The following is a 21,698-nucleotide window of genomic DNA, read 5'->3' as shown; positions in this document are numbered from 1 at the left end:
CGGATCCTCCGGCCATCTCCGACATATCGACAGCTATTACGGCCAGGTTAAGAACGAAACGATTGCAGGGGCGCTCCGGATGCTCTTAAGGTGACGCAGATCTCGGCCGACCCACAGACACAGGAGGCCCGGTGTCCACGATCACCGCCCCATCAGCCACGCTGACCGAGTCGCAGGTCCACGAGGCCGCCGACCGGCTCGTCGCCGCGTTCGCCGCCACCGACACCGCGGCCTACTTCGCCTGCTTCGCCCCCGAGGCCAGCTTCGTCTTCCACACCGAGCCGCGGCGTCTCGACGACCGCGCCGCCTACCAGCGTCTGTGGGCCGCCTGGGTCGCGGAGGGCTGGCGGGTCGAGTCCTGCCGGAGCAGCGCACGCCTCGTCCAGGTCCACGGCGACACCGCCGTCCTCAGCCACGACGTCCTCACCACGACCTCGACGGGCGGTCCGGCCGGGACCACCACCCGCGAGCGCGAGACGATCGTGTTCCGTCTGGTCGACGGTGAGCTCCTCGCGGTGCACGAGCACCTCTCCGCCCAGCCGGGCGAGGACATCTGATGAGCACGCAGCCGCAGCCGCCGAAGGTCACCGAGGTCGAGCAGCACGGCGTCGAGCCGATCCCCGACCCCGAGCGCAGCGCCCGTCCGATCGACCTGTTCCGGCTCACCTTCGGTGGCGCCAACACGATCGCCACCGTGGTGCTCGGCAGCTTCCCGATCCTGTTCGGCCTCTCCTTCGGCCACGCGCTGCTGGCCACGCTGCTCGGGCTGCTGCTCGGCGCCGTCGTGCTCGCCCCGATGGCCCTGTTCGGCCCGCGCAACGGCACCAGCAACTCGGTCAGCTCCTCGGCCCACCTCGGCGTGCACGGCCGGATCGTCGGCTCCTTCCTCTCCCTGCTCACCGCGCTCGCGTTCTTCTCGATCTCGGTGTGGAGCTCCGGCGACGTTCTCGTCGGCGGCGCGCACCGCGCTGTCGGACTCCCGGAGAACGACCTGACGCTGGGGCTGGCCTACGGACTCTTCGCGGTGCTCGTGCTGATCGTGTGCATCTACGGGTTCCGGTTCATGCTGCTGGTCAACAAGATCGCCGTGATCGCCGCGACCCTCCTCTTCCTGCTCGGGATCATCGCCTTCGCCGGTGACTTCGACCCCGGCTACGCCGGTGCGTTCGGCTCCGGCTCGGAGGCGTTCGCCCAGCCCGGCTTCTGGGCGGCCTTCGTCGGCTCGGCGCTGATCGTGATGTCCAACCCGGTCAGCTTCGGCGCCTTCCTGGGCGACTGGGCCCGCTACATCCCGCGGGAGACCCCCGGGCGGTCCTCGATGGCGGCCGCCTTCCTGGCGCAGGTCGCCACCCTCGTACCGTTCTGCTTCGGGCTGGTCACGATGACGATCATCGCGACCCGCGAGCCCGGGATCTTCGAGACCGGCGCGTACGCCTCGGGGCTGCTCGCGATCGCGCCGGGCTGGTACTTCGCCCCCGTGGCCCTGATCGCCCTGATCGGTGGCATGTCGACCGGCACGACCGCGCTCTACGGCACCGGTCTGGACTTCTCCAGCGTCTTCCCGCGCTTCAACCGGGTGCAGTCGACGGTGCTGATCGGCGTCTTCGCGATCGGGGTCATCTTCATCGGCCGGTTCGTCTTCGACGTCGTCTCCAGCATCTCCGCCTTCGCCGTCCTCATCATCAGCTGCACCGTCCCCTGGATGATGGTGATGATGATCGGCTGGTACGTCCGGCGCGGCTGGTACGACTCCGACTCGCTGCAGGTCTTCAACCGCCGCCAGCGCGGTGGCCGCTACTGGTTCGCCCACGGCTGGAACTGGCGCGGCCTGGCCGCCTGGCTGATCGCGGCCGCCGTCGCGCTCACCTTCGTGAACCTGCCCGGCCAGTTCGTCGGCCCGCTCGCCCCGCTGATCCCTGGCGGCGTCGACATCTCGATCCCGCTCGGGATGGGGCTCGGCGCACTGCTCTACCTCGGCCTGCTCTTCGCCTTCCCCGAGCCGCGCGACGCCTACGGACCCGAGGGATCCCGGCTGGTGCCGACGGCACCGGCCGCGAACACCCCGGTGACCTCGGTCGACGACGGGCCCGCTCCCGCGGCCACCGTCGCAGGCTGACGCCGAGCCACCTCCGCACCACCTCGCACCATCCGCACCACCCAAGGAGTACCACCCCATGCCCATCGGGCCCATCGACGCCTCCCAGAACCCCCGCTACGCCGGCATCGCGACGTTCGCGCGCCTGCCCCGCCTCGACCAGGTGGAGCACGCCGACATCGCGGTCGTCGGGGTGCCGTTCGACACCGGCGTCTCCTACCGGCCCGGCGCCCGCTTCGGCCCGGCGCACGTGCGGGAGTCCTCGCGGCTGCTGCGTCCCTACAACCCGGCGCTGGACGTCTCCCCGTTCGCCTCGGCCCAGGTGGTCGACGCGGGCGACATCGCGGCCAACCCGTTCCACATCGAGGAGGCGCTGGAGACCGTGCAGGCCTCGGCGCTCGAGCTGACCGCCGGCGGCACCCGGCTGGTGACGATCGGCGGCGACCACACCATCGCCCTGCCGCTGCTGCGTGCGGCCGCCGAGCGGCACGGGCCGGTCGCGCTGGTGCACTTCGACGCCCACCTGGACACCTGGGACACCTACTTCGGTGCCGAGTACACCCACGGCACCCCGTTCCGGCGGGCGGTCGAGGAGGGCATCCTCGACACCGAGGCCCTGTGTCACGTCGGCACCCGCGGCCCCCTCTACGGCAAGAAGGACCTCGAGGACGACCGGCGCTTCGGCTTCGGGATCGTCACCTCCTCCGACGTCTTCCGCCAGGGCGTCGACGAGGTGGTCGAGAAGCTCCGGAAGCGGGTCGGCGACCGTCCCGTCTACGTCTCGGTCGACATCGACGTCCTCGACCCCGCCCACGCACCCGGCACCGGCACCCCCGAGGCCGGCGGCCTGACCTCGCGAGAGCTGCTCGAGATCCTGCGCGGCTTCGCCGGCCTGAACCTGATCGGCGCCGACGTGGTCGAGGTCGCCCCGGCGTACGACCACGCCGAGCTGACCGGGGTCGCCGCCTCGCACGTCGCCTACGACCTGGTCTCGCTGCTCGCGATGCGGCACGCGGAGCAGGCATGACCGGACGCAACGGCGGCGACGTCACCGTCGAGAGCCTCACCGCTCTCGGCGCGACCCACGTGTTCGGCATCCCTGGGCAGCACGCGCTCGGGCTCTTCGACGCCATCCGTCGCAGCGGGCTGAGCTTCGTCTCCTCCCGGGTCGAGAACAACTCGGTCTTCGCCGCCGACGGGTACGCCCGCACGACCGGCCAGGTCGGGGTGGTCTTCTGCTCCACCGGGCCCGGAGCGCTCACCGCACTGGGCGCGCTCCAGGAGGCGTACGCCGCCTGCGTGCCGATCCTGATGATCACCAGCCAGATCCCGCGCGACGGGCTCGGCGGTGCGCGCAAGGGCTACCTGCACCAGCTCGACGACCAGCAGGCCAGCGCCCGCAACGTCACCAGGTCCACCGCCGTCGTCCGCGACGCGGCCGCGATCCCCGGGGTCCTCGCCGACGCCTGGGCCACCGCCCAGGAGGCACCGGCCGGGCCGGTCTGGGTCGAGATCCCGCAGGACGTCCTCCTCGAGGAGGTCGCGGTGCCGCCGGTGACCTCGCTGACCGCGTCGGCGCGCGCACCCCGGCGGCCGAGGCCGGAGGTCACCGCCGAGGCGGCCCGCCTCCTCGCGGCGGCCGAGCGCCCGGTGATCCTCGCCGGGGGAGGCGTACGCCGCTCCGCCGGCGCCCCGGAAGTCCTGGTCGCCCTCGCCGAGCTCCTCGACGCACCGGTGGTCTCCACCTCCGGCGGCAACGGCTCGATCCCGCTCGCGCACCCGCTCAGCGCCGGCGCCTGGATCGAGGATCGGCACACCACCGACCTGCTCGAGGACGCCGACGTCCTGCTCGCGATCGGCACCTCGTTCGGCGAGGTGACCAGCAACTACGGCACCTTCGCCCCGCGCGGCCGGGTGATCCAGATCGATGCCGAGGCCCGTGTGCTCGGCTCGAACCACGATGTCCTCGGTGTGCACGCCGACGCCGCCGCGGCGCTGGGAGACCTCGCCGCCGCCCTCGGCGACGCCGGCCCGCGGTCGAGGAGCAGACGGTCTGGCGCCGAGGTCGCCCGCGACCTGCGAGCCCGGGTCGAGAAACGGCTCGACGCCCAGGACCTCGCCGCGGAGCAACGGCTCCTCGCCGACCTGCGCGCGGCGGTGCCCGACGACGCCGACACCTTCTGGGACATGACGATCGCGGCGTACTGGGCCTGGTCGGCCTGGGACCCCCGCAGCGGCGGCTTCCACACGGCACAGGCCTCCGGCGGCCTCGGGCTCGGCTTCCCCGCGGCGATCGGTGCCGCGGTCGGGACCGGGCGGCGTACGTTCGCGGTCACCGGCGACGGCGGCGCGATGTACTCCATCGCCGAGCTCGCCACCGCCCGCCAGCACGACGTCGACGTCACCTGGCTGGTGATCGACGACGGTGGCTACGGGATCCTGCGCGAGTACATGACCGGCGCGTTCGGTGCCGCCACCGCCACCGAGCTCGCCCGGCCCGACTTCGTCCGCCTCGCCGAGGCGTTCGGCATCCCGGTGCGTGCCGCGACCCTCGAGACCATCGGCGAGATCGTCGCCGGCACCTTCACCACCAGTGGCCCCGCCGTCGTGGTCCTTCCGACCACCCTCCGCATGTTCGCCACCACCTGACCCATCCACCTGACTGGGAGCCCCCACATGGATCTCGCCATCATCGTCATCTATCTCGCCGCCATGGTCGCCTTCGGCTGGTGGGGCAAGTCCCGCACCAGCGACAGCGCCGACTTCCTCGTCGCCGGCCGCCGCCTCGGGCCGGTGCTCTACACCGGCACCATGTCCGCACTCGTCCTCGGCGGCGCCTCGACCGTCGGCGGGGTCGCGCTCGGCTACGAGTACGGCCTCTCCGGGGCGTGGCTCGTGGCCGCGATCGCCTTCGGGGTGCTCGCGCTGAGCCTCTTCTTCGCCGTCCGGATCCAGCGGCTGCGGATCTACACCGTGGCCCAGATGCTGGAGCTGCGCTACGGCGTCGGCGCGACCGCGGCCTCGGGCCTGGTCATGGTGGCCTACACGCTGATGCTCGCGGTCACCTCCACGATGGCGTACGCGACGGTGTTCAACGTCCTCTTCGGCACCGACCGCGCCATCTCGGTGCTGATCGGCGGAGCCATCGTGGTGATCTACTCCGCGATCGGCGGGATGTGGTCGATCACCCTGACCGACATGGTGCAGTTCGCGCTGAAGACGATCGGCGTCTTCTTCCTGCTGCTGCCGTTCACCTGGAGCCACGCCGGCGGCCTGGACGGGATCCGGGAGCGGGCCGGCGACTCGGTCTTCGACCTCGGCGCCATCGGCACCGGCACGATCATCACCTACATCGTCGTCTACACCTTCGGCATGCTGATCGGGCAGGATATCTGGCAGCGCGTCTTCACCGCCCGTTCCCCGCAGGTGGCCCGCTGGGGCGGCACCGCCTCTGGTGTCTACTGCCTGCTCTACGGCGTGGCCGGCGCGCTGATCGGCGCCGCGGCCTCCACCTTCATGACCGTCGAGAACCGCAACGACGTCTACGCCACCATCGCCCAGTCGATCCTCCCCGTCGGCATCAGCGGCCTGGTCCTCGCCGCGGCCGTCGCCGCGATGATGTCGACCGCGTCGGGTGCCCTGATCGCTACCGCGACCGTGGCCCGCACCGACGTGCAGCCCCTGCTCGCCCGCCTGGTCGGGCGCACCCCGGCCGCCGTCCAGGACGAGGCCGAGAACCCCGAGCACGACGTACGCTCGAACCGGGTCTACGTCGTCGTGATCGGCATCGCCGTCGTCGTCATCTCCTCGCTGCTCAGCGACGTCGTCTCCGCCCTGACGATCGCCTACGACATCCTCGTCGGCGGCCTTCTCGTGCCGATCCTGGGTGGCTTCGTGTGGCGCCGGGGGACGGGCGCGGGCGCGGTGGTGGCGATGGCCACCGGCACCGTCGCGACCCTCGCGACCATGGCCGTCGTCGGCGACGTGCTCGCCAACGAACCGGTCTACGCGGGCCTCGTCGTCAGCGCCGTGGCGTACGTCGTGGTCAGCCTGCTCACCCGCCCGACCGAGCCCGCGGTGATGCGGGAGTGGACCGGCCGGCTCGCGGGCGAGGAGAGTGCCGAGGCTCCTGCCGCCGTCGGGACAATCTGAAAATCGTCATTGTCAAATATGCGGACTCGTCCTAGGGTCGGCTGTAGCCATCCCCTGGGAAAGAGTGGTCTGCCATGGTTCTGCGCTCCGCTGTCATCCGTGCCGCTGTGCTGTTGTCGACGATCCCGACGCTGCTGGCCGCAGCGCCGGCGCAGGCGGCGGGCGGCGTCAACGACGCCGCCTGCCGGCCATCGGCCGACCATCCGAACCCGGTCGTGTTCCTGCACGGCCTGGGAGCCAACAAGGACGAGGACCTCAACGTCCTCCAGGCCGACGTGGCAGGGCAGGGCTACTGCACCTACAGCCTGACCTACGGCGCCGGAGCCTACGGGCCGTTCGTCGGCGGGGTGGGGGACATCGCGAGGTCGGCGGCGCAGATCAAGGCGTTCGTCGGGGACGTGCTGGCGCAGACCGGCGCTGCGAAGGTCGACCTGGTCGGCCACTCCGAGGGCGGCTTCCAGACGCTCTACGTCACCAAGACGCAGGGCATCTCCGACCGGATCGACAAGGTGGTCGCGATCGCGCCGCCGACGCACGGCACGACCTTCGCCGGTCTCTACCAGCTCGGCATGACGCTGGGCGCGGACGAGCTCGCCGGACAGGTGCTGACCACGTTCGGGTGCATCGCCTGCACCCAGCTGGTCACCGACGGGAGCGCCGTGCGCACCCTCACGAGCGGGCCGATCGCGCAGCCCGGCGTGACGTACACGATCATCCAGTCGAGGTACGACGAGCTCGTCACGCCCACCGAGACCTCGTTCGTGCGGGAGCCGGGCGTGACCAACACCTACGTGCAGGACGTGTGTCCCCACGACCCGGTCGGCCACATCGGCGAGGCCTACGACACCAACGTGTGGAACCTGGTGAAGAACGCGCTCGACCCGGCGGGTGCCGCCCCCTTCGCGTGCTCGGTCGGGTCGCCCGGCTGATGGCGCAGGAGGGGCGCTCCTACGGCGGGCTGACCCGGGAGGAGCGTGACGCCCAGCGGCGTCAGAGGCTGCTGGAGGCCGCCAAGGAGATCATCGGCACGAAGGGCTACGCGACCGCCACGATCCCGGGTGTCTGCGCCGCCTCGAAGGTCTCGACGCGACACTTCTACGAGATCTATCCCGGCAAGGAGGATCTCTTCGTCGACCTCTACGACCGGATCACCGCCGACTCCTACGAGCGGGTCGGGGAGTCGTTGCGGGCGACCGAGGGTGAGTCGATCTCCCGGCGGGTGCAGGCTGCCGTGCTGGCCTATCTCGACCCGATGCTCCAGGACACCCGCGTCGCCCGGATCGCCTTCGTCGAGATCATGGGGGCGAGTCCTCGGATCGAGAAGCTCCGGCTCGACTACCGCGAGACCCTCGTCGAGGTCGTACGCAGCGAGTGCACCGCCTCGGTGCGCCGCGGCGAGATCGTCGACCGCGACTGGCGCTTCGCCGCCCTCGCCCTCGTCGGCGCGGTGACCGCCATCGTCTACGACTGGGCGCTGCACCAGCCAGGTTCCAGCCGCGAGGAGCTCGAGGCGCAGCTGGCCGACCTCGCGCTCCTGCTGCTCACCTAGCGGGCAGCGGCAGGAAGTGCGACCGGGCGCACCTCGCGTGGGCCGCCGAGCCGGTGCCCGTCCTCGCAGGTCAGCGCCAGGTGCACCTCGCCGCCGCAGTCGCGGTGCTGGAGGGTGAGGGCGGACCCCCGGGCGTCGGCGACGTAGCGGTCTCCCCACTCCATCATGGCCACCAGCGTCGGGTAGAGATCGAGGCCCTTCTGGGTCAGCCGGTACTCGTGCCGCTGTCGTTGGCCCTCGGCGTGGTAGGGCACGCGGGTGAGAACCCCCTGGTCGACCAGGGTGTTCAGCCGGTCGGTGAGCACCGCGCGCGAGACGTCGAGGTTGTGCTGGAGGTCGGCGAAACGGCGTACGCCGAGGAAGGCCTCGCGGAGCACGAGCAGGCTCCACTTCTCGCCGACCACCGCCAGGGTGCCGGCGACCGAGCATCGGGTGCGGTCGATCTCATCGGTGATCACAGGACAAGCGTACGACGCTGAATTCGTTTGACGAACTCAGGGTGCCGGGCGGAGAGTTCGAAATATGAACTCAGAACTCCTGGTCGAGGCACCCGTGGTCGTCACGCGCCCGGTGCGGTCCGACGACCTGCTTGCCTTCGAGCGGATGTGGTCACGTCTGTCCGAGGAGACGATCTACCGCCGCTTCCACGCCCCGGTGCGGCGGCTCTCGCTCAAGCTCCGGCGCTATCTGGTCGACGTCGACCACCGCGACCACGACGCCCTGGTCGCGGTCGCGGACGGCGAGGTGATCGCGGTGGCCCGCTACCACCGCTGTGCCGAGGAGCCTTCCGCCGCAGAGGTCGCGGTGCTGGTGGAGGACGCCTGGCAGGGCCACGGGCTGGGCGTGCGGATGCTGCGCGAGCTGGCGTGCCTGGCGAGACGCCGTGGCATCGACGTCCTCACCGGTGAGGTGCAGTCCGACAACCTCCGGATGCTCGACCTGGTGCGGTCCCTCCTCGGCTCCGCGGCCCTGCGACCTCAGGGGGCTGTCGTCCACGTGCGCGGGAGCTACCGCGACCCGGTGACGGGACCGGCGTTCGGCCCGTGTTTCTGACGCCTGTCTAACTCGGCGCGACCTGGGTACCGGCCAGGTGTACAGCGATGGAGGAGGATCACATGTTCAAGAAACCAGCGTTGATGACTGCCTTCGGTATCGGCTACGTGCTCGGCGCTCGCGCCGGACGCGAGCGGTACGACGCCATCGCCGCCAAGGCTCAGAAGCTGTGGCGCGACCCGCGGGTGCAGGAGAAGGCACACCGCGCGGGTGACATGGCCAAGGAGACGGCGGAGACCGCCCGGCAGACCATCCACGACAAGATGCCTGGCGACACCACGCCGTCCTCGGCATCGACCACGACGTCGACCTCGACGTCGACCACGACGCCGTCCTCGGCATCGACCTCGAAGCCGCACACGGTGCCGAGCACCCCGAACCCCGGCCCTGCCGCGGACCCGGTGACCGACGTGCCGCGGGGGTGGGAGTCGTGACGGTTCACCATCAGAGCGACGCATCTCACCATCAGACCGACGCATCGATGGGCGAGCTGGTCTCGCGACTCTCCGAGGAGATGTCCAGCCTCGTCCGGGGCGAGATCGAGCTGGCCCGCCTGGAGCTGACCGAGAAGGCCAAGCACACCGGCAAGGGGGCCGGGGCGTTCGGCGCTGCCGGCCTGGTGGCGCTGTACGGCCTCGGGGTCCTGATCGCCACGGCGATCCTCGCCCTGGCGCTCGTCATGGACGCCTGGCTGGCCGCGCTGCTGGTCGGAGTCGTGCTCCTGATCGTGGCCGGCGGGATGGCCCTGTTCGGGAAGAAGCAGGTCTCCGAGGGAGTCCCGATGAAGCCCGAGCGCGCCACCGAGAACCTCAAGCGTGACATGGAGGCCGTCAAGCACCATCGCCACCCGAGGAGCGCGAGATGAGGAGGATGTCATGACGCACGACAACATCCGACCCGTCGAGAAGGCCGATCCGACGAGCATGGCAGCGGTGGAGGCCCACCTCGACACCACCCGTCACGAGATGGCCGACACCCTCGACGAGCTCGCCGCGCGGCTGGACGTCAAGACGCGTGGCAAGGAGAAGGCCCACGAGATGAAGGAGCGTACGCAGGTGGCGGCCCGGTCCCGGGACGTCCAGATCAAGGGCGGCATCGCCGCCGCGGTCGTGCTCTGCGTGCTCCTGATGATGGGCCGGCGGAAGCGCCGCCTCAACGCCGCCTAGGCCGGGTCAACCGGTCCAGGAAGGCCACGAGCAGCGCCTCCCGCATCCCGGCGGAGGCCAGGTCGAGCATCGCGTTGACCTCGGCCATCCGCTGCGGGAGCGCGAGCTGGCCCTGCTCACCTCGACCCTGCTCGCCGTCGGTGCCGATGAGCCCGGCGGCGAGCAGCAGTCCGTGGAAGTCGTCGTCGGAGAGGACGAGCGGGTCGAGCACGGCGATGAACGCCGCGACGCCGGGATCGACGGTGACCGGCCCCGAGGCGACCGCCGCCGCGACCGCCTCGGCCAGAGCCTCGAGCAGCTCCGCGACGTGCGGAAGCGTCGCGGCGCTCACCGACAGGTGGATCGTGGCGGGGGAGCCGGCGTAGGACATCTGCGGCTGGACGTACCAGCCACGGGCGGCCATCTCGTCGCAGACCGTGAACGGGTCGCAGCTCTCGTCGGTGGTGAGCGCGATCAGCGTGGAGTCGGGGGTGCTGACCACCGCGAGCTCCTTCATGTCGCCGATTCCGGCGCGGATCCGGTCCACCGCCTCGAAGACGTCGCGGGCGAGCCGCTCATAGCCCTCGTCACCCAGCGACCGCATCACCGCCCAGGCGCCGGCCAGCGGCCCGCCCGACTTCGTCGACTGCATCGTGGAGTTGAGCATGGTGTAGCCCGGCCAGGCCGCCGAGGCGAAGAACTGGGGTCGTCGCAGCTCCGGGGTGCGATGGAGGAGCACGGAGGTGCCCTTGGGGGCGTAGGCGTACTTGTGCAGGTCGACGGAGATCGAGGTGACGCCCTCGACCGCGAACGTCCAGGCCGGTACGTCGCGCCCCAGCCGCGCGGCATAGGGCAGCACCCAGCCGCCGATGCACGCGTCGACGTGGCAGCGGATCCCGCGCTCGGCCGCGGCCGCCGCGATCGCGGTGACCGGGTCGACGACCCCGTGCGCGTAGGACGGCGCGGAGGCGACCACCAGCACGGTGCGGTCGTCGATCGCCGCGGCCATCGCCGCCGGATCCGCCCGGAAGTCGGGTCCGACCGGCACCAGCACCGGCTCGACCCCGAAGTAGTGCGCCGCCTTGTGGAACGCGGCGTGCGCGGTCGTGGGTAGCACCATCCGCGGCCGCTCGATCCCGGGCTGCGCGTCGCGGGCGGTCTGCACCGCGAGCAGCACCGACTCGGTGCCGCCGGAGGTGACCGTGCCGACCACGGTCTCGGGTGCGTCGAGCAGGTCGGCGGCCGTGCCGACCACCTCGTTCTCCATCCGGAGCAGGCTCGGGAAGGCCGTCGGGTCCAGGCCGTTGGAGCCGGCGTAGGCCGCCACCGCCTCACGGCCGATCCGGTCGACGTCGGGTAGGCCGGAGTCGTAGACGTAGGCCAGCGTGCGGCCACCGTGCACCGGCAGGTCGGCGGACTGCATCTCGCGGAGTCGGGTCAGGGCGTCGGTCATACGGTCACGGTTCCTTCGACGTCGTCGGCGGTGAGCGAGTAGCGCCGCAGCCACAGCAGGCTGAGGAGGACCAGGAGCGCGGGCAGCACCGAGAAGCCGAGCGTGATCGCGGTCAGCGCCGAGCCGGGCTGGACGACCTCGCTCCCCGTGGAGGAGCGGTAGCCGCCGAGCGCGAGCACCACGGCGAAGACGCCCGGCCCGAGCGCCAGCCCGAGGGTCTCGCCGGCGGTCCAGACACCGGTGTAGACGCCGATCCGGCTCGAGCCGCTGCGCCGGGCGTCGACGGCGGCCGCGTCGGGGAGCATCGCCATCGGGAAGACCTGGCACCCGGCGTACCCGACCCCGACCAGCACCACCGCGGCATAGACCAGGCCCGCCGGCGCGATCTGCGCGGTCGCGGCGAGGAGCGCGCCGACGGCGAGGACGAGGGAGGCGGCGACGTACCCGGCCTTCTTGCCGATCCTCGCGCCGAGCGCCGCCCAGGCCGGGGTGAGCAGCAGCGCGGGACCGACGAAGCAGACGAACAGCACCGTCGCCGCGCCCGCGCGGCCGAGGACGTCGCCGGCCAGGTAGTCGACCCCGGCGAGCATCGCGCCGAAGGCGACGGCCTGGATCACGAACGTGATGAGCAGACGGCGGAAGTCCGGCGCCGCCGCCACGATCCGGAGCTGGTCGCGCAGGTTGCCGGCGCCCGGCTGGACGGTGTGGACCGGCGCCCGGCGGGTGCCGGCGTACGCACTGAGCACCCCGGCCATGATGAGCACCGCCATCACCACGCCCATGAGGCGGTAGCCGTCGCGGCCGCCGACGGCGTCGCGGATCAGCGGCGCGGTGGCGCCGGCGAGCAGGATGGTCAGCGCCAGGATCGCGACCCGCCACGTCATCAGCCGGGTGCGCTCGTCGTAGGACTCGGTCAGCTCGGCCGGCATGGCGACGTAGGGCACCTGGAAGAACGCGTACGCCGTCGCGCAGGCCAGGAACAGGATCAGCACCCACAGCGCCTCGAGCCCGGTCGCCATCGACGGGGCCGCGAACAGCAGCGCGAACGTCACCGCCAGCCCGATCCCGGCTCTTCGCAGCCACGGCCGTCGCGGACCCCGCGGATCCACCGTCCGGTCGCTGATCCGGCCGGCGATCGGGTTGAGCACGACGTCCCACGCCTTCGGCGCGAACACGATGAACCCGGCCGCCAGCGCGGCGATCCCGAGGCTGTCGGTCAGGTAGGGGAGCAGCATCAGGCCCGGGATCGTGCCGAACGTCCCGGTGGCCACGGACCCGGAGCCGTAGCCGACGCGCACCCCGAGCGGGAGGGTCGGGCTGGCTGGCATGCCGACATCGTGCCGTTCCTGCGCCGTCCGCGCCCGGGAACGGCACAATTTCAGGCGGTCGCGGGCTCCGCGGGCGCGACCGTGGCCTCCACACCGCTGGCGAGCAGCTCGTCCCGGACGAACCCGGAGGCCTTGAGCTCCTCCACGTATGCCGCGACGGCGGCAACGGCTCCCGCGTCGAGCCCGCGGGGGAGGCCCACGGACTGGCGGATCTCCATGAAGGCGGGCTCCAGGATGCGACGGCCGGTCGCGGCGACGTACTCCTCCATCGGCTGGCGAACGCCCGCGGCGGCGTCCAGCCCCTGCTCCTCGAAGACGTCGGTGGCCTCGGCGGCGCGGACCACCTCCGCGTGCCGGAGGCTGCGGGTGAGGAAGAGGTCGTAGGCCGACCCCTCGCGCACGCCGACCCGTACGCCGTCGCGGTCGACGTCACCGGCACCGGTCAGCGGCGAGTCGGCGTCGGTGACGTAGACGCCCTCGATGAGCACGTAGGGAGCGGTGAAGACGACGCCCTCCTCCCGTGCCGGCTCGTTGGCGAGGAAGCAGAGGTCGACGCGGCCCTCGGTGATCGCGGCATAGGAGTCGCGGGCGGCATCGACACAGTGCAGCTCGAGCGGGACCCCGAGCCACTCGGCGACGGACCTCGCGATGGCGACCGTGACGCCGCGCGGTTCCGCGGCCGTGCCCTGCGCGAGGACCGGGTTGCCGAGGTTGATGACCACACGGAGCGTGCCGGTCGGGGCGATCAGGGAGGCGAGCGGGCTCGTCGAGGACATCTGGGCTCCTGAGGTGGGCGAGTGCGGCGTCGGGACCAGTATCCGGTCAGGGGGTGTGGACCCACCGAGTAGGTTGACGCCATGCCGCTCGGAACCGGGGCCGTCGCGCCCGACTTCACGCTCCCCGCCCAGGACGGTACGTCCGTCTCCCTCGCCCCGCTGCTCGAGAAGGGGCCGGTGGTGCTCTTCTTCTACCCGGCCGCCGAGACGCCGGTGTGTACGAAGGAGGCCTGCCACTTCCGCGACCTCGCCGGGGAGTTCGAGGCCATCGGCGCCCAGCGGCTCGGGATCAGCAAGGACAGCGTGGAGAAGCAGGCCGGCTTCGCCGCCAACCACGACCTCGACTACCCGGTCCTCTCCGACCCTGCGGGCTCTGTCGCCGACCTCTACGGTGTGAAGCCCAGCCTCCTCGGCAAGCTCGGCCCGCTGCAGCGTACGACCTTCGCCATCGGTGCCGACGGCCGCATCAAGGCCGTCGTCGAGGGCATGCTCAAGGCCGAGATCCACGCCGACGAGGCCCTCGCCGCGCTCCGGGATCAGTCGGAATGACGACCCGTCCCACCATCGCGGTCACCGGCGCCACCGGCTTCGTCGGCGGCCATGTCGCCCGCGCGCTCGGCGGCTCCGGTGCTGCTCTCCGCCTCCTGGTCCGTGACACCGCCCGGGCTCCCGAGATCCGGGGAGCCGATGCGTTCGCGGTCACCTTTGGCGACAGAGAGGCTGCGATGGTGGCTCTCGACGGTGTGCAGACCGTACTGATGGTCTCGGCCTCCGAGTCGGCGGACCGCCTGGAGCAGCACCTCACCTTCGTCGACGCCGCCGCGGCGGCCGGGGTCGAGCACATCGTCTACACGTCCTTCTTCGGTGCCGCGCCGGATGCCGTCTTCACGCTCGCGCGCGACCACTTCGCGACCGAGGAGCGGATCAAGGCGAGCGGGATGGGCTACACCCTGCTGCGCGACAACTTCTACCTCGACTTCCTCCCCTCCCTGGTCGGTGAGGACGGCGTCATCCGGGGTCCGGCCGGCAACGGCCGCTTCGCGCCGGTCGCCCGCGCCGACGTGGCACGCTCTGCGGTGGCGGCGCTCACCGCGCCCGAGCGTCATCGGGGGCTGACCTACGACCTCACCGGGCCCGAGGCGCTCACCATGAGCGAGGTCGCCGAGATCCTCACCGAGCACCGTGGGCGTGAGGTGCGCTACCACGACGAGACGGTCGAGGAGGCCTACGCGTCGCGTCGCCGATGGGAGGCGCCCGACTGGCAGTACGACGCGTGGGTCTCCACCTACACCGCGATCGCCGCCGGGCAGCTCGACGGAGTCAGCGGCGCCGTGGCGACGCTCACCGGTCGTGAGCCTCTGGGGCTTCGGGCCTATCTCGCGGCGAGCGAGTAGGCGCCGGCGCCGGGAGTCCGGCGGTTCAGCCCGGGTGGCGGACCAGCCTGGCCGACGCCATCGCGATGCCGTCGAGGCGGTAGACAAGTCCGAAGCCCTCGCTGTCGAGGTGCGCCAGCGTCCTGTCCATGTCGGCCCGCTGGCTGCGGATCGCCTCCTCGGGGACGACTCGCCCCGTCCGTGAGGCGTTCCGCGCCAGACATTCCTCCAGCGGGACGTCGAGGGCGATGGCGACGGTCTCGACGCCGACCTTCTCGGCCAGGTCGAGGTTGCGACGGCGGGCGTGCTCGTGGACGTTGGTGGCGTCGATGACCGCGATCCGCCCGGCGCCCAGGCGTGCCTGGGCGATGTAGCGGACCAGGTCGAAGGCCTGCGGCGTGACCGACTGGTCCTCCTCGGAGTCGGCGATGAGCGCGCGGCAGCGGTCGCTGGAGACGACCTCGTACGGACCGAAGATCCGCTTCGCGAAGGTCGACTTTCCCGACCCCGAGGGTCCGACGAGGAGGACCAGGCTGGGTGCGCCGATCGTGAGGGTGCCACCGGCAGGTACGTCGATCACGCGCCCACCGTACTGGGGATCATCGGGCGAAACCGGTTACGCGTTGATCGCGGCTCCTCTACGGTTGCGTGGGTTCGAGCCACGAGGAGGACGCGTTGGATTACACGCCGGTTCAGATCGGTACGTCGACCATCCTGATCGAGTCGTCGGACGACGGCCCGGTCCCGGGGGCCGGTGGTGTCACCGACGAGTTCGGCACCACCGAGACGAGCAGTCGGCTCGAGGACGCCTACGGATCGCTCAAGCGGATGCTCCAGGATGTCTCGGCGGACCTCGGCAGCGCGCTCGCGGCCTCACCGGACGGGCCGAGCACGGTGTCGCTGGAGCTGGCGTTCTCATTCACGAGCGGTGCGGATGTCTGGGTCATCAAGGCGCAAGGTCAAGGGTCGGTGAAAGCAACGCTGACCTGGGACTTCGATCGATCGTGATGGAGGTCGGGGAGCTGCTCGCGCAGGCGACCTGTGCCGTTTTGGCAGGCCCGGGCGGACGTACGATCGGCACAGCCTGGCTGGGCACCGAGGACGGCCATCTTCTGACCGCGGGCCACGTGGTCGCGCCGCTCGCCGCGCAGGGCGAGGTGTGGGTGCGGTTCCCCGACACCGAGACCGACGAGCGGGCGACGTTCGTCATCCCGCCGGTCCACGACAAGCCGGCCGCGCAGGACTTCGCGGTGCTGAGGCTCGACCGCCCGAACGGCCGACGGCCGCTGCCGTTCACCCTGGTGACGCAGGCCGACGGGCGGGTGCGCGCCCGGGGCTACGGCGACAACCTGCGCAGCGCCCAGAGCGGCGGCACCGGCGTACTGACCCCGGCCGGGAACTACCTGCGCACCAGCAGCTCGTGGGCCTACTACTTCCAGTACGAGACGTCGACCCTGGCCGTCACCGGGTTCAGCGGCGCCGCGGTCTACAGCGACCTGGCCGGCGCGGTGATCGGCATCCAGGTCGAGGCCGAGGGCGGTCGCCAGGCGTTCGCGATGCCGCTGGCCCGGATCGTCGACTACTGGGAGGAGCTCGTCGGAGCCGCCCAGCGACCGACGCGCGGACGTTGCGTCCTGATCCAGCCCAGCACGACCACCGAGGCCCAGCGTGACATCGTCCGCGAGCGGATCCTGCGGCCGGTCCTCGAGCAGCTGAACCTCGCCCTGTACGTCTCGGAGCCCTCGGGGATGCGAGGCGAGGACCTCAAGCAGCTGGAGCTCGCCGACGTCGTGATCGCCGACATCACCGACGCCGATCCCGCGGTCGTCTACGAGCTCACCGTTGCCCAGGGTCTCGGTACTCCGGACGTCGTCATCAGGGATGCGCGTACGGACTCACCGGCCGGCCACATCTTCGACGTCCTCGACCTGGACCTCGACGACGTCGAGGGCTCCCGACGTACGGTCGAGCAGCGGCTGCTCTCGGTGCGCTCGATCTTCGAGGCGCTGGGGGAGAACCCGACGACGAATCCGGTGACCACGTTCTTCAAGGCGCCGCTGACCCAGATCTCGGTGGCCAACGCGCTGGCGGCCGGCTACGCGAGGAACTTCGTCCTTCCCGTCGCCGACGCGCTGCTGGAGATCAGCGCCGGGCGTGGTCCGGGCGGGGTCACGGTGGACGGCGTCGAGCTGTCGGCCGAGCGGCTCCGCGACGTCACCCTTACCGTCGTCGTGCCGAAGCGGCTGGAGTGGTGCAGCGACGACTTCATCGACCTCGAGCTCGCCCAGCCGGGCCTGGTCGTCCCCGCGACCGTCTCCCACCCGGACTTCTCCCGGCCGCGGTCGATGAAGTGCCTCCCGCTCGTCGACGGCGAGCCGGTGCGTCTCCTCGACGTCTTCCCGACCACCCTGTCCACCGTCGCCGAGTCGATCGACGAGCGTTTCGACGTCGATCCCCACCGGCGTACGAGCGACCACTGGGTCGCGCTGGAGCAGAAGGAGATCGACCGCTTCCAGAGCAAGCTCATCAAGCGCATCCGCTCCGCCGGCCACCGCCGTGTGGGCCGTCGCCATCTCCGCGACATCGTCCGCGTCTCCACCGCCACGGCGGTCTTCCCGGACCTGAGCTGATCCACCTAGGGGTTGCCGCTACAACGGTCAACCTCAGGCGAGGCTTGCCAGCACCTGTTCGGCGGCCTGCTCGCCGGACGCGGCGGCGTCGGCCAGCGATGGCATGTCGAGGGCGTAGTCGCCGGCGAGATGGACCGGCCCGAGGCTCTCCTTGAGCGTCTCGAGCGATGCCCGGCCGCCGGGACCCCAGAACGGCACGACCCGCGGGTGCCGGCGGAGGATGCCGGGGTCGACCTTCCCTTCGAGCTCGGGGTAGACCGCGAGAAGGTCAGCGGTGAACCGCGCGACGATCTCCTCGTCGGTGAGCTCGAAGAGCTTGTCGGCCTCGGCACCGCCCGCGAAGCAGGCCAGCGCGCCGCCGGGCTTGCGGACGTCCCCGCGGCGTACGGCTGCGGCGTGGTTGAAGATCGCCTGGAACGAGCGGCCGGGGGTCGACACCGCGAGGAAGTCGTCCCAGCGCTGGGGCGCGCCCTCCTCGTGGGTGAAGAAGCCCACGACCACGTAGCGGCCGTAGTGGATCGACTCGAAGGCTTTCCGGTACGCCGCGGGCAGCCCGGGCATGATCTTGACGGCGACGTCCGCGGGCACCGCCACGACCGCCCGGCGCGCCCGCAGACGGGCGGGCCCGTCCGCGTCCTGATAGTCGACGACCACACCGTCATCGGTCCACTCCACGGTGTTCACCGGCGAGCTGAGCCGGATCCTGTCGCCCAGGTCCTCGGCGAGGATGTCGGTCAGCGTCTGGTTGCCGCCCTCCGGCAGCGTCAGGTTCGGCACCTTCTCCGGGTCGGTGAGCAGGATGCCCATGGAGAAGACGAACTGCCGGGCGGCGGTCTCCTCGGGCTCACAGCCCATCCACTGACCCGACCAGGACCGCACCATCTCGCGGGTGAGGTCGGAGGAGACACCCCGGAGGACGAAGTCCGCGCGCCGACGGTCCAGCTTGACGCGGACGCGGTTGGCCCAGCGGTTGTCCTCGCTCATCTCGAGGAATGGCACGTTCGCCAGGATGCGAGCACCGACGAGCGCCAGTCCGTAGCGGTCGCGCCAGGTCATCTTCGACCGGAACATCAGGGCAAACGGGTTGGAGGTGTCGACCTGCTTGCCCCCCAGATCGAGGGCGACCGACTTGCCCTCCAGGGTCCCGAGCGGGACGCGGTGCCGGTGGAGGGCGTCGATCAGCGGACCGGTGCCCTCGGTGAACTGGGTGCCGACGTTGATCCAGTAGTCGCCCTTGCGGACGGTGTCGACGCGGCCGCCCGGCCGGTCGGACGCCTCGAGGACGACGACGTCGTGGTCGGCGAGGGTGGTGGCGGCCATGAGGCCGGCCATGCCTGCGCCGATCACGACGACCTCATGGGTCTCCTCGCGGGTCCTGTCCTTGCGTGGTGTGGCCATGGTGCTCAGCTCGCTTTCGTAGCGGTGTGTTCGGTGCGGTCGAGTGCTGCCGAGACGGAGGCGACGAGTCGCTCGGTCGCCTTCCGGCAGCTCGGGCTGACCGCGGTGTAGGAGAGGTAGCCGTGCACCAGGCCGGCCTCGCGCGTGACCTCGACCGGCACGCCGGCCTCGAGCAGCGCGGTCGCATAGGCCGTTCCGTCGTCGTGGAGCGGGTCGAACCCGGCCAGGTTGACGATCGCCGGCGGAAGCCCGGCCAGGCTGTCGGCCCGGTATGGCGAGACGCGCGGGTCCGCCGTATCGGTCCCCTCCGGCAGGTAGTTCTGGACGAACCAGGCGACCTGCTTGGCAGACAGGGCGGGCGAACCCGCGAACTCGTCCTGCGACGGGCGGTGCTCCACGAGATCGGTCACCGGCTGGATCAGCACCTGGGCCATGGGCCGCACCGCCTCGCCGCGTACGTGCTGGGACAGGACGGCGGCGATGTTGCCCCCGGCGCTCTCGCCGGCGACGACGATGCGGTGCGGGTCGACACCCCAGTCGGCGGCGTGCGCGACGACGTACCGCCAGGCCACGATCGCGTCGTCCTGGGCGGCGGGGAAGGGAGCGTCAGGCGCCAGGCGGTACTCGACCGAGACGACGTCGGCCCCGGTGCCGTGCGCGAACATGCGCGCCGGCGCGGTGTAGCTGGCGCGGCTCCCGATCACGAAGCCGCCACCGTGGAAGAAGAGGACCAGGCCTCGTGAGGGCGTGCCGTTGCTGTAACGGGTGAGCTGGACCGCGTCCGAGACGACGATCTCCTCCTCCAGGGCGCAGGGCTCGATCCGCGAGGCGAAGAGGAGCAGGTCGCGCTCCGTCGTCGCTCGCGCTTCCGCGGGCGGCAGGTCGCTGTAGTCGGGCCCGGACTCGCCGAGCTTCATCAGCAGGGCGACGTCGGGCGCCATGGTGTCGCCGGCCGAGTTCGTCGCCGGTCGCGCCAGCAGGCGCTGCAGGCCTGCGGGCAGGCGGCTCAGGAAGATCAGGAGCGCTCGCTGGAAGCGCTGGCCGAGGGTGAAGTGCTGTTCGCTCATGACACCGCTTCCACGCTCGTGACCCGCTCGGGGCTGCTGGTTCGATTCGAGAACTTGATGTCGTCATGGATGAGCCGGCCCTTGAAGAGCCGGTTGTCCCTCACGAAGGTCGTGTGCATCTGCCACGGGAGGCCGGTGCCCTGGCGGGGGAGCACGTCCTTGGCTCGCCGCATGTAGCCCGCCGAGAGGTCGAACAGGTCCGCGGTGGGCATGCCTTCCGGCGCGACGGGCAGCGCGATGTCGCGGCCCTGGCGGTCCATCTCGCGGATCACCTCGGCGACCAGACGGGTCACGTTGCGGATCCGCAGGGTCCAGGTCGCCTTGGTGAAGCCGATCATCAGCGCCCAGTTGGGTACGCCGGAGATCAGCGCGCCCCGGTAGAGGACGGAGTCGGAGACCTTGACGGGAGTGCCGTCCACGGTGGGCTCGATGCCGCCCAGCATCTGCATGGCGAGGCCGGTCGCGGTGACGATGATGTCGGCCTTCAGGTGCCGGCCCGACATCAGCTGGATGCCGTCCTTGGTGAAGCGCTCGATCTGGTCGGTCACCACGTCGGCGCTGCCCTCGCGGATCGCCTGGAAGAAGTCGCCGTCCGGGGTGGCGCACAGGCGCTGGTCCCAGGGGTTGTACGGCGGCGAGAAGTGGGTGTCGACGTCGAAGCCCTTGGGCAGCTCCTTCACCGTCATGCTGCGTACGAGCCAGCGCCCGAACCTGGGGAACCTGCTCATGACCGTCACCAGGAAGTGGTCGCGCCAGATGTTCTTGCGTCGCGTCAGGGCATAGCCGCGCTCGATGCCGAAGACCTTCATCAGCACCTGGGCGACCTTGTCCACCCGGGGGATCGAGGCGATGTAGCTCGGGGTTCGCTGCAGCATCGTGACGTGGGCCGCCGCGCCGTCGCCCTTGAGCATCGCGGGGAGCATGGTCACGGCGGTCGCACCGCTGCCGATGATCACGACGCGCTTGCCGCTGTAGTCGTAGCCCTCGGGCCAGTGCTGCGGGTGCAGGATGTCGCCCTGGAAGTCCTCGCGACCTTCGAACCGCGGCTCGTAGCCCTCGTCGTATCGGTAGTAGCCGGTGCTGCTGAAGACGAAGCTGGTGCGGATGATCTGGTGGGTCTCGTTGCCCTGCTCGTCGGTGACGGTGACGTGCAACGTCCACTGCGCGTCCTGGCTGGACCAGTCGGCGGCGGTGACCCGGTGCCGCAGGCGCAGGATCTTGTCGAGGCCGAACTCGGTCAGAGTCTCGTGCAGGTAGTCCATGATCAGGTGCCCCTCGGCGATCGCGTCCTCGTGCAGCCACGGCTTGAACGCGAAGCCATAGTGGTGCACGGCGTCGTCGGACCGGATGCCCGGGTACTTGAACAGGTCCCAGGTGCCGCCGATCGAGTCGCGGGACTCCAACAGGAGGATCTTCTTGTCGGGGAAGTCGTCCTTCAGGTACTTCGCCGCGCCGATGCCGGAGAGCCCGGCGCCGATGACGACGATGTCGGCCGTCTCGGCCGTGGTGTCGAGCTGGTTCATGGTCTGCGTCCTTCTCGGTGGTGGGGCCTTGTCTCTCGTCGGCGCACCAAGTTAGTCATTTGATTGGGTCGGATGACTAAGTGTGTGCCAGGTCTCATGCCTCGTCAAGAGGTGTCTGGCAGATGGCTGGGCGATTTCGCGGATCTGGACGAGGTG

General features: G+C 70.9%; 23 protein-coding genes. 15 read left to right on the top strand and 8 right to left on the bottom strand.

Going from position 1 to position 21,698, the window contains the following annotated elements:
- The first annotated feature begins 131 nt into the window (after window positions 1–131).
- From UG56_RS13130 to UG56_RS13100, 7 genes are all read left to right on the top strand, one after another.
- Window positions 132–557: a YybH family protein gene (locus UG56_RS13130; RefSeq protein ID WP_045549755.1), complete on the top strand. Its 426-nt coding sequence runs from the start codon at window positions 132–134 to the stop codon at window positions 555–557.
- Window positions 557–2,116: a purine-cytosine permease family protein gene (locus UG56_RS13125; protein WP_143055020.1), complete on the top strand. Its 1,560-nt coding sequence runs from the start codon at window positions 557–559 to the stop codon at window positions 2,114–2,116. Before UG56_RS13130 ends, UG56_RS13125 begins: the two co-directional genes overlap by 1 nt.
- Window positions 2,117–2,174: 58 nt before the next feature.
- On the top strand, window positions 2,175–3,122 hold the full coding sequence (gene speB / locus UG56_RS13120; protein ID WP_045549757.1) for an agmatinase: 948 nt from the start codon (window positions 2,175–2,177) through the stop codon (window positions 3,120–3,122).
- On the top strand, window positions 3,119–4,744 hold the full coding sequence (locus tag UG56_RS13115; RefSeq protein ID WP_071327056.1) for a thiamine pyrophosphate-binding protein: 1,626 nt from the start codon (window positions 3,119–3,121) through the stop codon (window positions 4,742–4,744). Before speB ends, UG56_RS13115 begins: the two co-directional genes overlap by 4 nt.
- 27 nt (window positions 4,745–4,771) lie before the next feature.
- Window positions 4,772–6,247, top strand: coding sequence for a sodium:solute symporter (locus UG56_RS13110; protein WP_045551639.1), 1,476 nt, complete (start codon window positions 4,772–4,774; stop codon window positions 6,245–6,247).
- A gap of 74 nt (window positions 6,248–6,321) precedes the next feature.
- A complete protein-coding gene (locus UG56_RS13105) occupies window positions 6,322–7,176 on the top strand; it encodes an esterase/lipase family protein (RefSeq protein ID WP_045551640.1) in 855 nt (284 codons plus the stop codon).
- Window positions 7,176–7,796 (top strand): TetR/AcrR family transcriptional regulator, encoded by a 621-nt coding sequence (locus UG56_RS13100; RefSeq protein WP_045551645.1) that lies wholly within the window; start codon window positions 7,176–7,178, stop codon window positions 7,794–7,796. Before UG56_RS13105 ends, UG56_RS13100 begins: the two co-directional genes overlap by 1 nt.
- On the opposite strand, the gene UG56_RS13095 is transcribed toward UG56_RS13100, so the two are convergent.
- Entirely contained in the window at window positions 7,793–8,254 is a 462-nt protein-coding gene (locus tag UG56_RS13095) for a winged helix-turn-helix transcriptional regulator (RefSeq protein ID WP_045551641.1), read from the bottom strand. The genes UG56_RS13100 and UG56_RS13095 overlap by 4 nt on opposite strands.
- A 64-nt stretch (window positions 8,255–8,318) precedes the next feature.
- Between UG56_RS13095 and UG56_RS13090 the strand changes: the two genes are divergently transcribed.
- The 4 genes from UG56_RS13090 (at window position 8,319) to UG56_RS13075 (ending at window position 10,015) form a co-directional block, all read left to right on the top strand.
- The gene (locus UG56_RS13090) at window positions 8,319–8,849 is read left to right on the top strand and encodes a GNAT family N-acetyltransferase (RefSeq protein WP_052694189.1); all 531 of its coding nucleotides are present in this window, start codon (window positions 8,319–8,321) and stop codon (window positions 8,847–8,849) included.
- Between the two features lie 62 nt (window positions 8,850–8,911).
- The gene (locus tag UG56_RS28380) at window positions 8,912–9,283 is read left to right on the top strand and encodes a YtxH domain-containing protein (protein WP_177191477.1); all 372 of its coding nucleotides are present in this window, start codon (window positions 8,912–8,914) and stop codon (window positions 9,281–9,283) included.
- Window positions 9,280–9,714 carry a phage holin family protein gene (locus UG56_RS13080; protein ID WP_256206604.1) on the top strand — a complete coding sequence of 145 codons (435 nt, stop codon included), beginning with the start codon at window positions 9,280–9,282 and terminating at the stop codon, window positions 9,712–9,714. The genes UG56_RS28380 and UG56_RS13080 overlap by 4 nt, the downstream gene beginning before the upstream one ends.
- Before the next feature lie 10 nt (window positions 9,715–9,724).
- Window positions 9,725–10,015, top strand: coding sequence for a DUF3618 domain-containing protein (locus UG56_RS13075; protein WP_045551644.1), 291 nt, complete (start codon window positions 9,725–9,727; stop codon window positions 10,013–10,015).
- Here the strand turns inward: UG56_RS13075 and UG56_RS13070 are convergent.
- Genes UG56_RS13070 through UG56_RS13060 form a run of 3 tightly spaced genes read right to left on the bottom strand, consistent with a single transcriptional unit; the run spans window position 10,002 to window position 13,551 of the window.
- Window positions 10,002–11,447: a pyridoxal phosphate-dependent decarboxylase family protein gene (locus tag UG56_RS13070; protein WP_071327054.1), complete on the bottom strand. Its 1,446-nt coding sequence runs from the start codon at window positions 11,445–11,447 to the stop codon at window positions 10,002–10,004. The two genes, UG56_RS13075 and UG56_RS13070, sit on opposite strands and share 14 nt — an antisense overlap.
- Window positions 11,444–12,775, bottom strand: a complete 1,332-nt coding sequence (locus tag UG56_RS13065; protein WP_045551081.1) for an MFS transporter — start codon at window positions 12,773–12,775, stop codon at window positions 11,444–11,446. Before UG56_RS13065 ends, UG56_RS13070 begins: the two co-directional genes overlap by 4 nt.
- A 50-nt stretch (window positions 12,776–12,825) precedes the next feature.
- Window positions 12,826–13,551 (bottom strand): transporter substrate-binding domain-containing protein, encoded by a 726-nt coding sequence (locus tag UG56_RS13060; RefSeq protein WP_045551080.1) that lies wholly within the window; start codon window positions 13,549–13,551, stop codon window positions 12,826–12,828.
- A gap of 81 nt (window positions 13,552–13,632) precedes the next feature.
- On the opposite strand from UG56_RS13060, the gene UG56_RS13055 reads away from it, so the two are divergent.
- Window positions 13,633–14,100 carry a peroxiredoxin gene (locus tag UG56_RS13055; RefSeq protein WP_045551079.1) on the top strand — a complete coding sequence of 156 codons (468 nt, stop codon included), beginning with the start codon at window positions 13,633–13,635 and terminating at the stop codon, window positions 14,098–14,100.
- Window positions 14,097–14,945, top strand: coding sequence for an SDR family oxidoreductase (locus UG56_RS13050; protein WP_045551078.1), 849 nt, complete (start codon window positions 14,097–14,099; stop codon window positions 14,943–14,945). The genes UG56_RS13055 and UG56_RS13050 overlap by 4 nt, the downstream gene beginning before the upstream one ends.
- 25 nt (window positions 14,946–14,970) lie before the next feature.
- Here the strand turns inward: UG56_RS13050 and UG56_RS13045 are convergent, their stop codons facing one another.
- Entirely contained in the window at window positions 14,971–15,504 is a 534-nt protein-coding gene (locus UG56_RS13045) for an AAA family ATPase (protein ID WP_045551077.1), read from the bottom strand.
- Between the two features lie 95 nt (window positions 15,505–15,599).
- On the opposite strand from UG56_RS13045, the gene UG56_RS28375 reads away from it, so the two are divergent.
- A complete protein-coding gene (locus tag UG56_RS28375) occupies window positions 15,600–15,932 on the top strand; it encodes a CU044_2847 family protein (protein ID WP_177191476.1) in 333 nt (110 codons plus the stop codon).
- Window positions 15,932–17,554 carry an STING domain-containing protein gene (locus tag UG56_RS13035; RefSeq protein WP_045551075.1) on the top strand — a complete coding sequence of 541 codons (1,623 nt, stop codon included), beginning with the start codon at window positions 15,932–15,934 and terminating at the stop codon, window positions 17,552–17,554. Before UG56_RS28375 ends, UG56_RS13035 begins: the two co-directional genes overlap by 1 nt.
- A 33-nt stretch (window positions 17,555–17,587) precedes the next feature.
- On the opposite strand, the gene UG56_RS13030 is transcribed toward UG56_RS13035, so the two are convergent.
- The 3 genes from UG56_RS13030 to UG56_RS13020 are packed head-to-tail and all read right to left on the bottom strand — an operon-like array spanning window position 17,588 to window position 21,542.
- Window positions 17,588–18,952, bottom strand: coding sequence for a flavin monoamine oxidase family protein (locus tag UG56_RS13030; protein ID WP_045551074.1), 1,365 nt, complete (start codon window positions 18,950–18,952; stop codon window positions 17,588–17,590).
- 5 nt (window positions 18,953–18,957) lie between these two features.
- Window positions 18,958–20,019 (bottom strand): alpha/beta hydrolase, encoded by a 1,062-nt coding sequence (locus UG56_RS13025; protein WP_045551073.1) that lies wholly within the window; start codon window positions 20,017–20,019, stop codon window positions 18,958–18,960.
- Entirely contained in the window at window positions 20,016–21,542 is a 1,527-nt protein-coding gene (locus UG56_RS13020; protein WP_045551072.1) for a flavin-containing monooxygenase, read from the bottom strand. The genes UG56_RS13025 and UG56_RS13020 overlap by 4 nt, the downstream gene beginning before the upstream one ends.
- Window positions 21,543–21,698: the final 156 nt, after the last annotated feature.

This window comes from Nocardioides luteus (assembly GCF_000960475.2).
Classification (GTDB): domain Bacteria; phylum Actinomycetota; class Actinomycetes; order Propionibacteriales; family Nocardioidaceae; genus Nocardioides; species Nocardioides luteus_A.
This window is presented reverse-complemented; position numbering and strand designations above follow the sequence as displayed.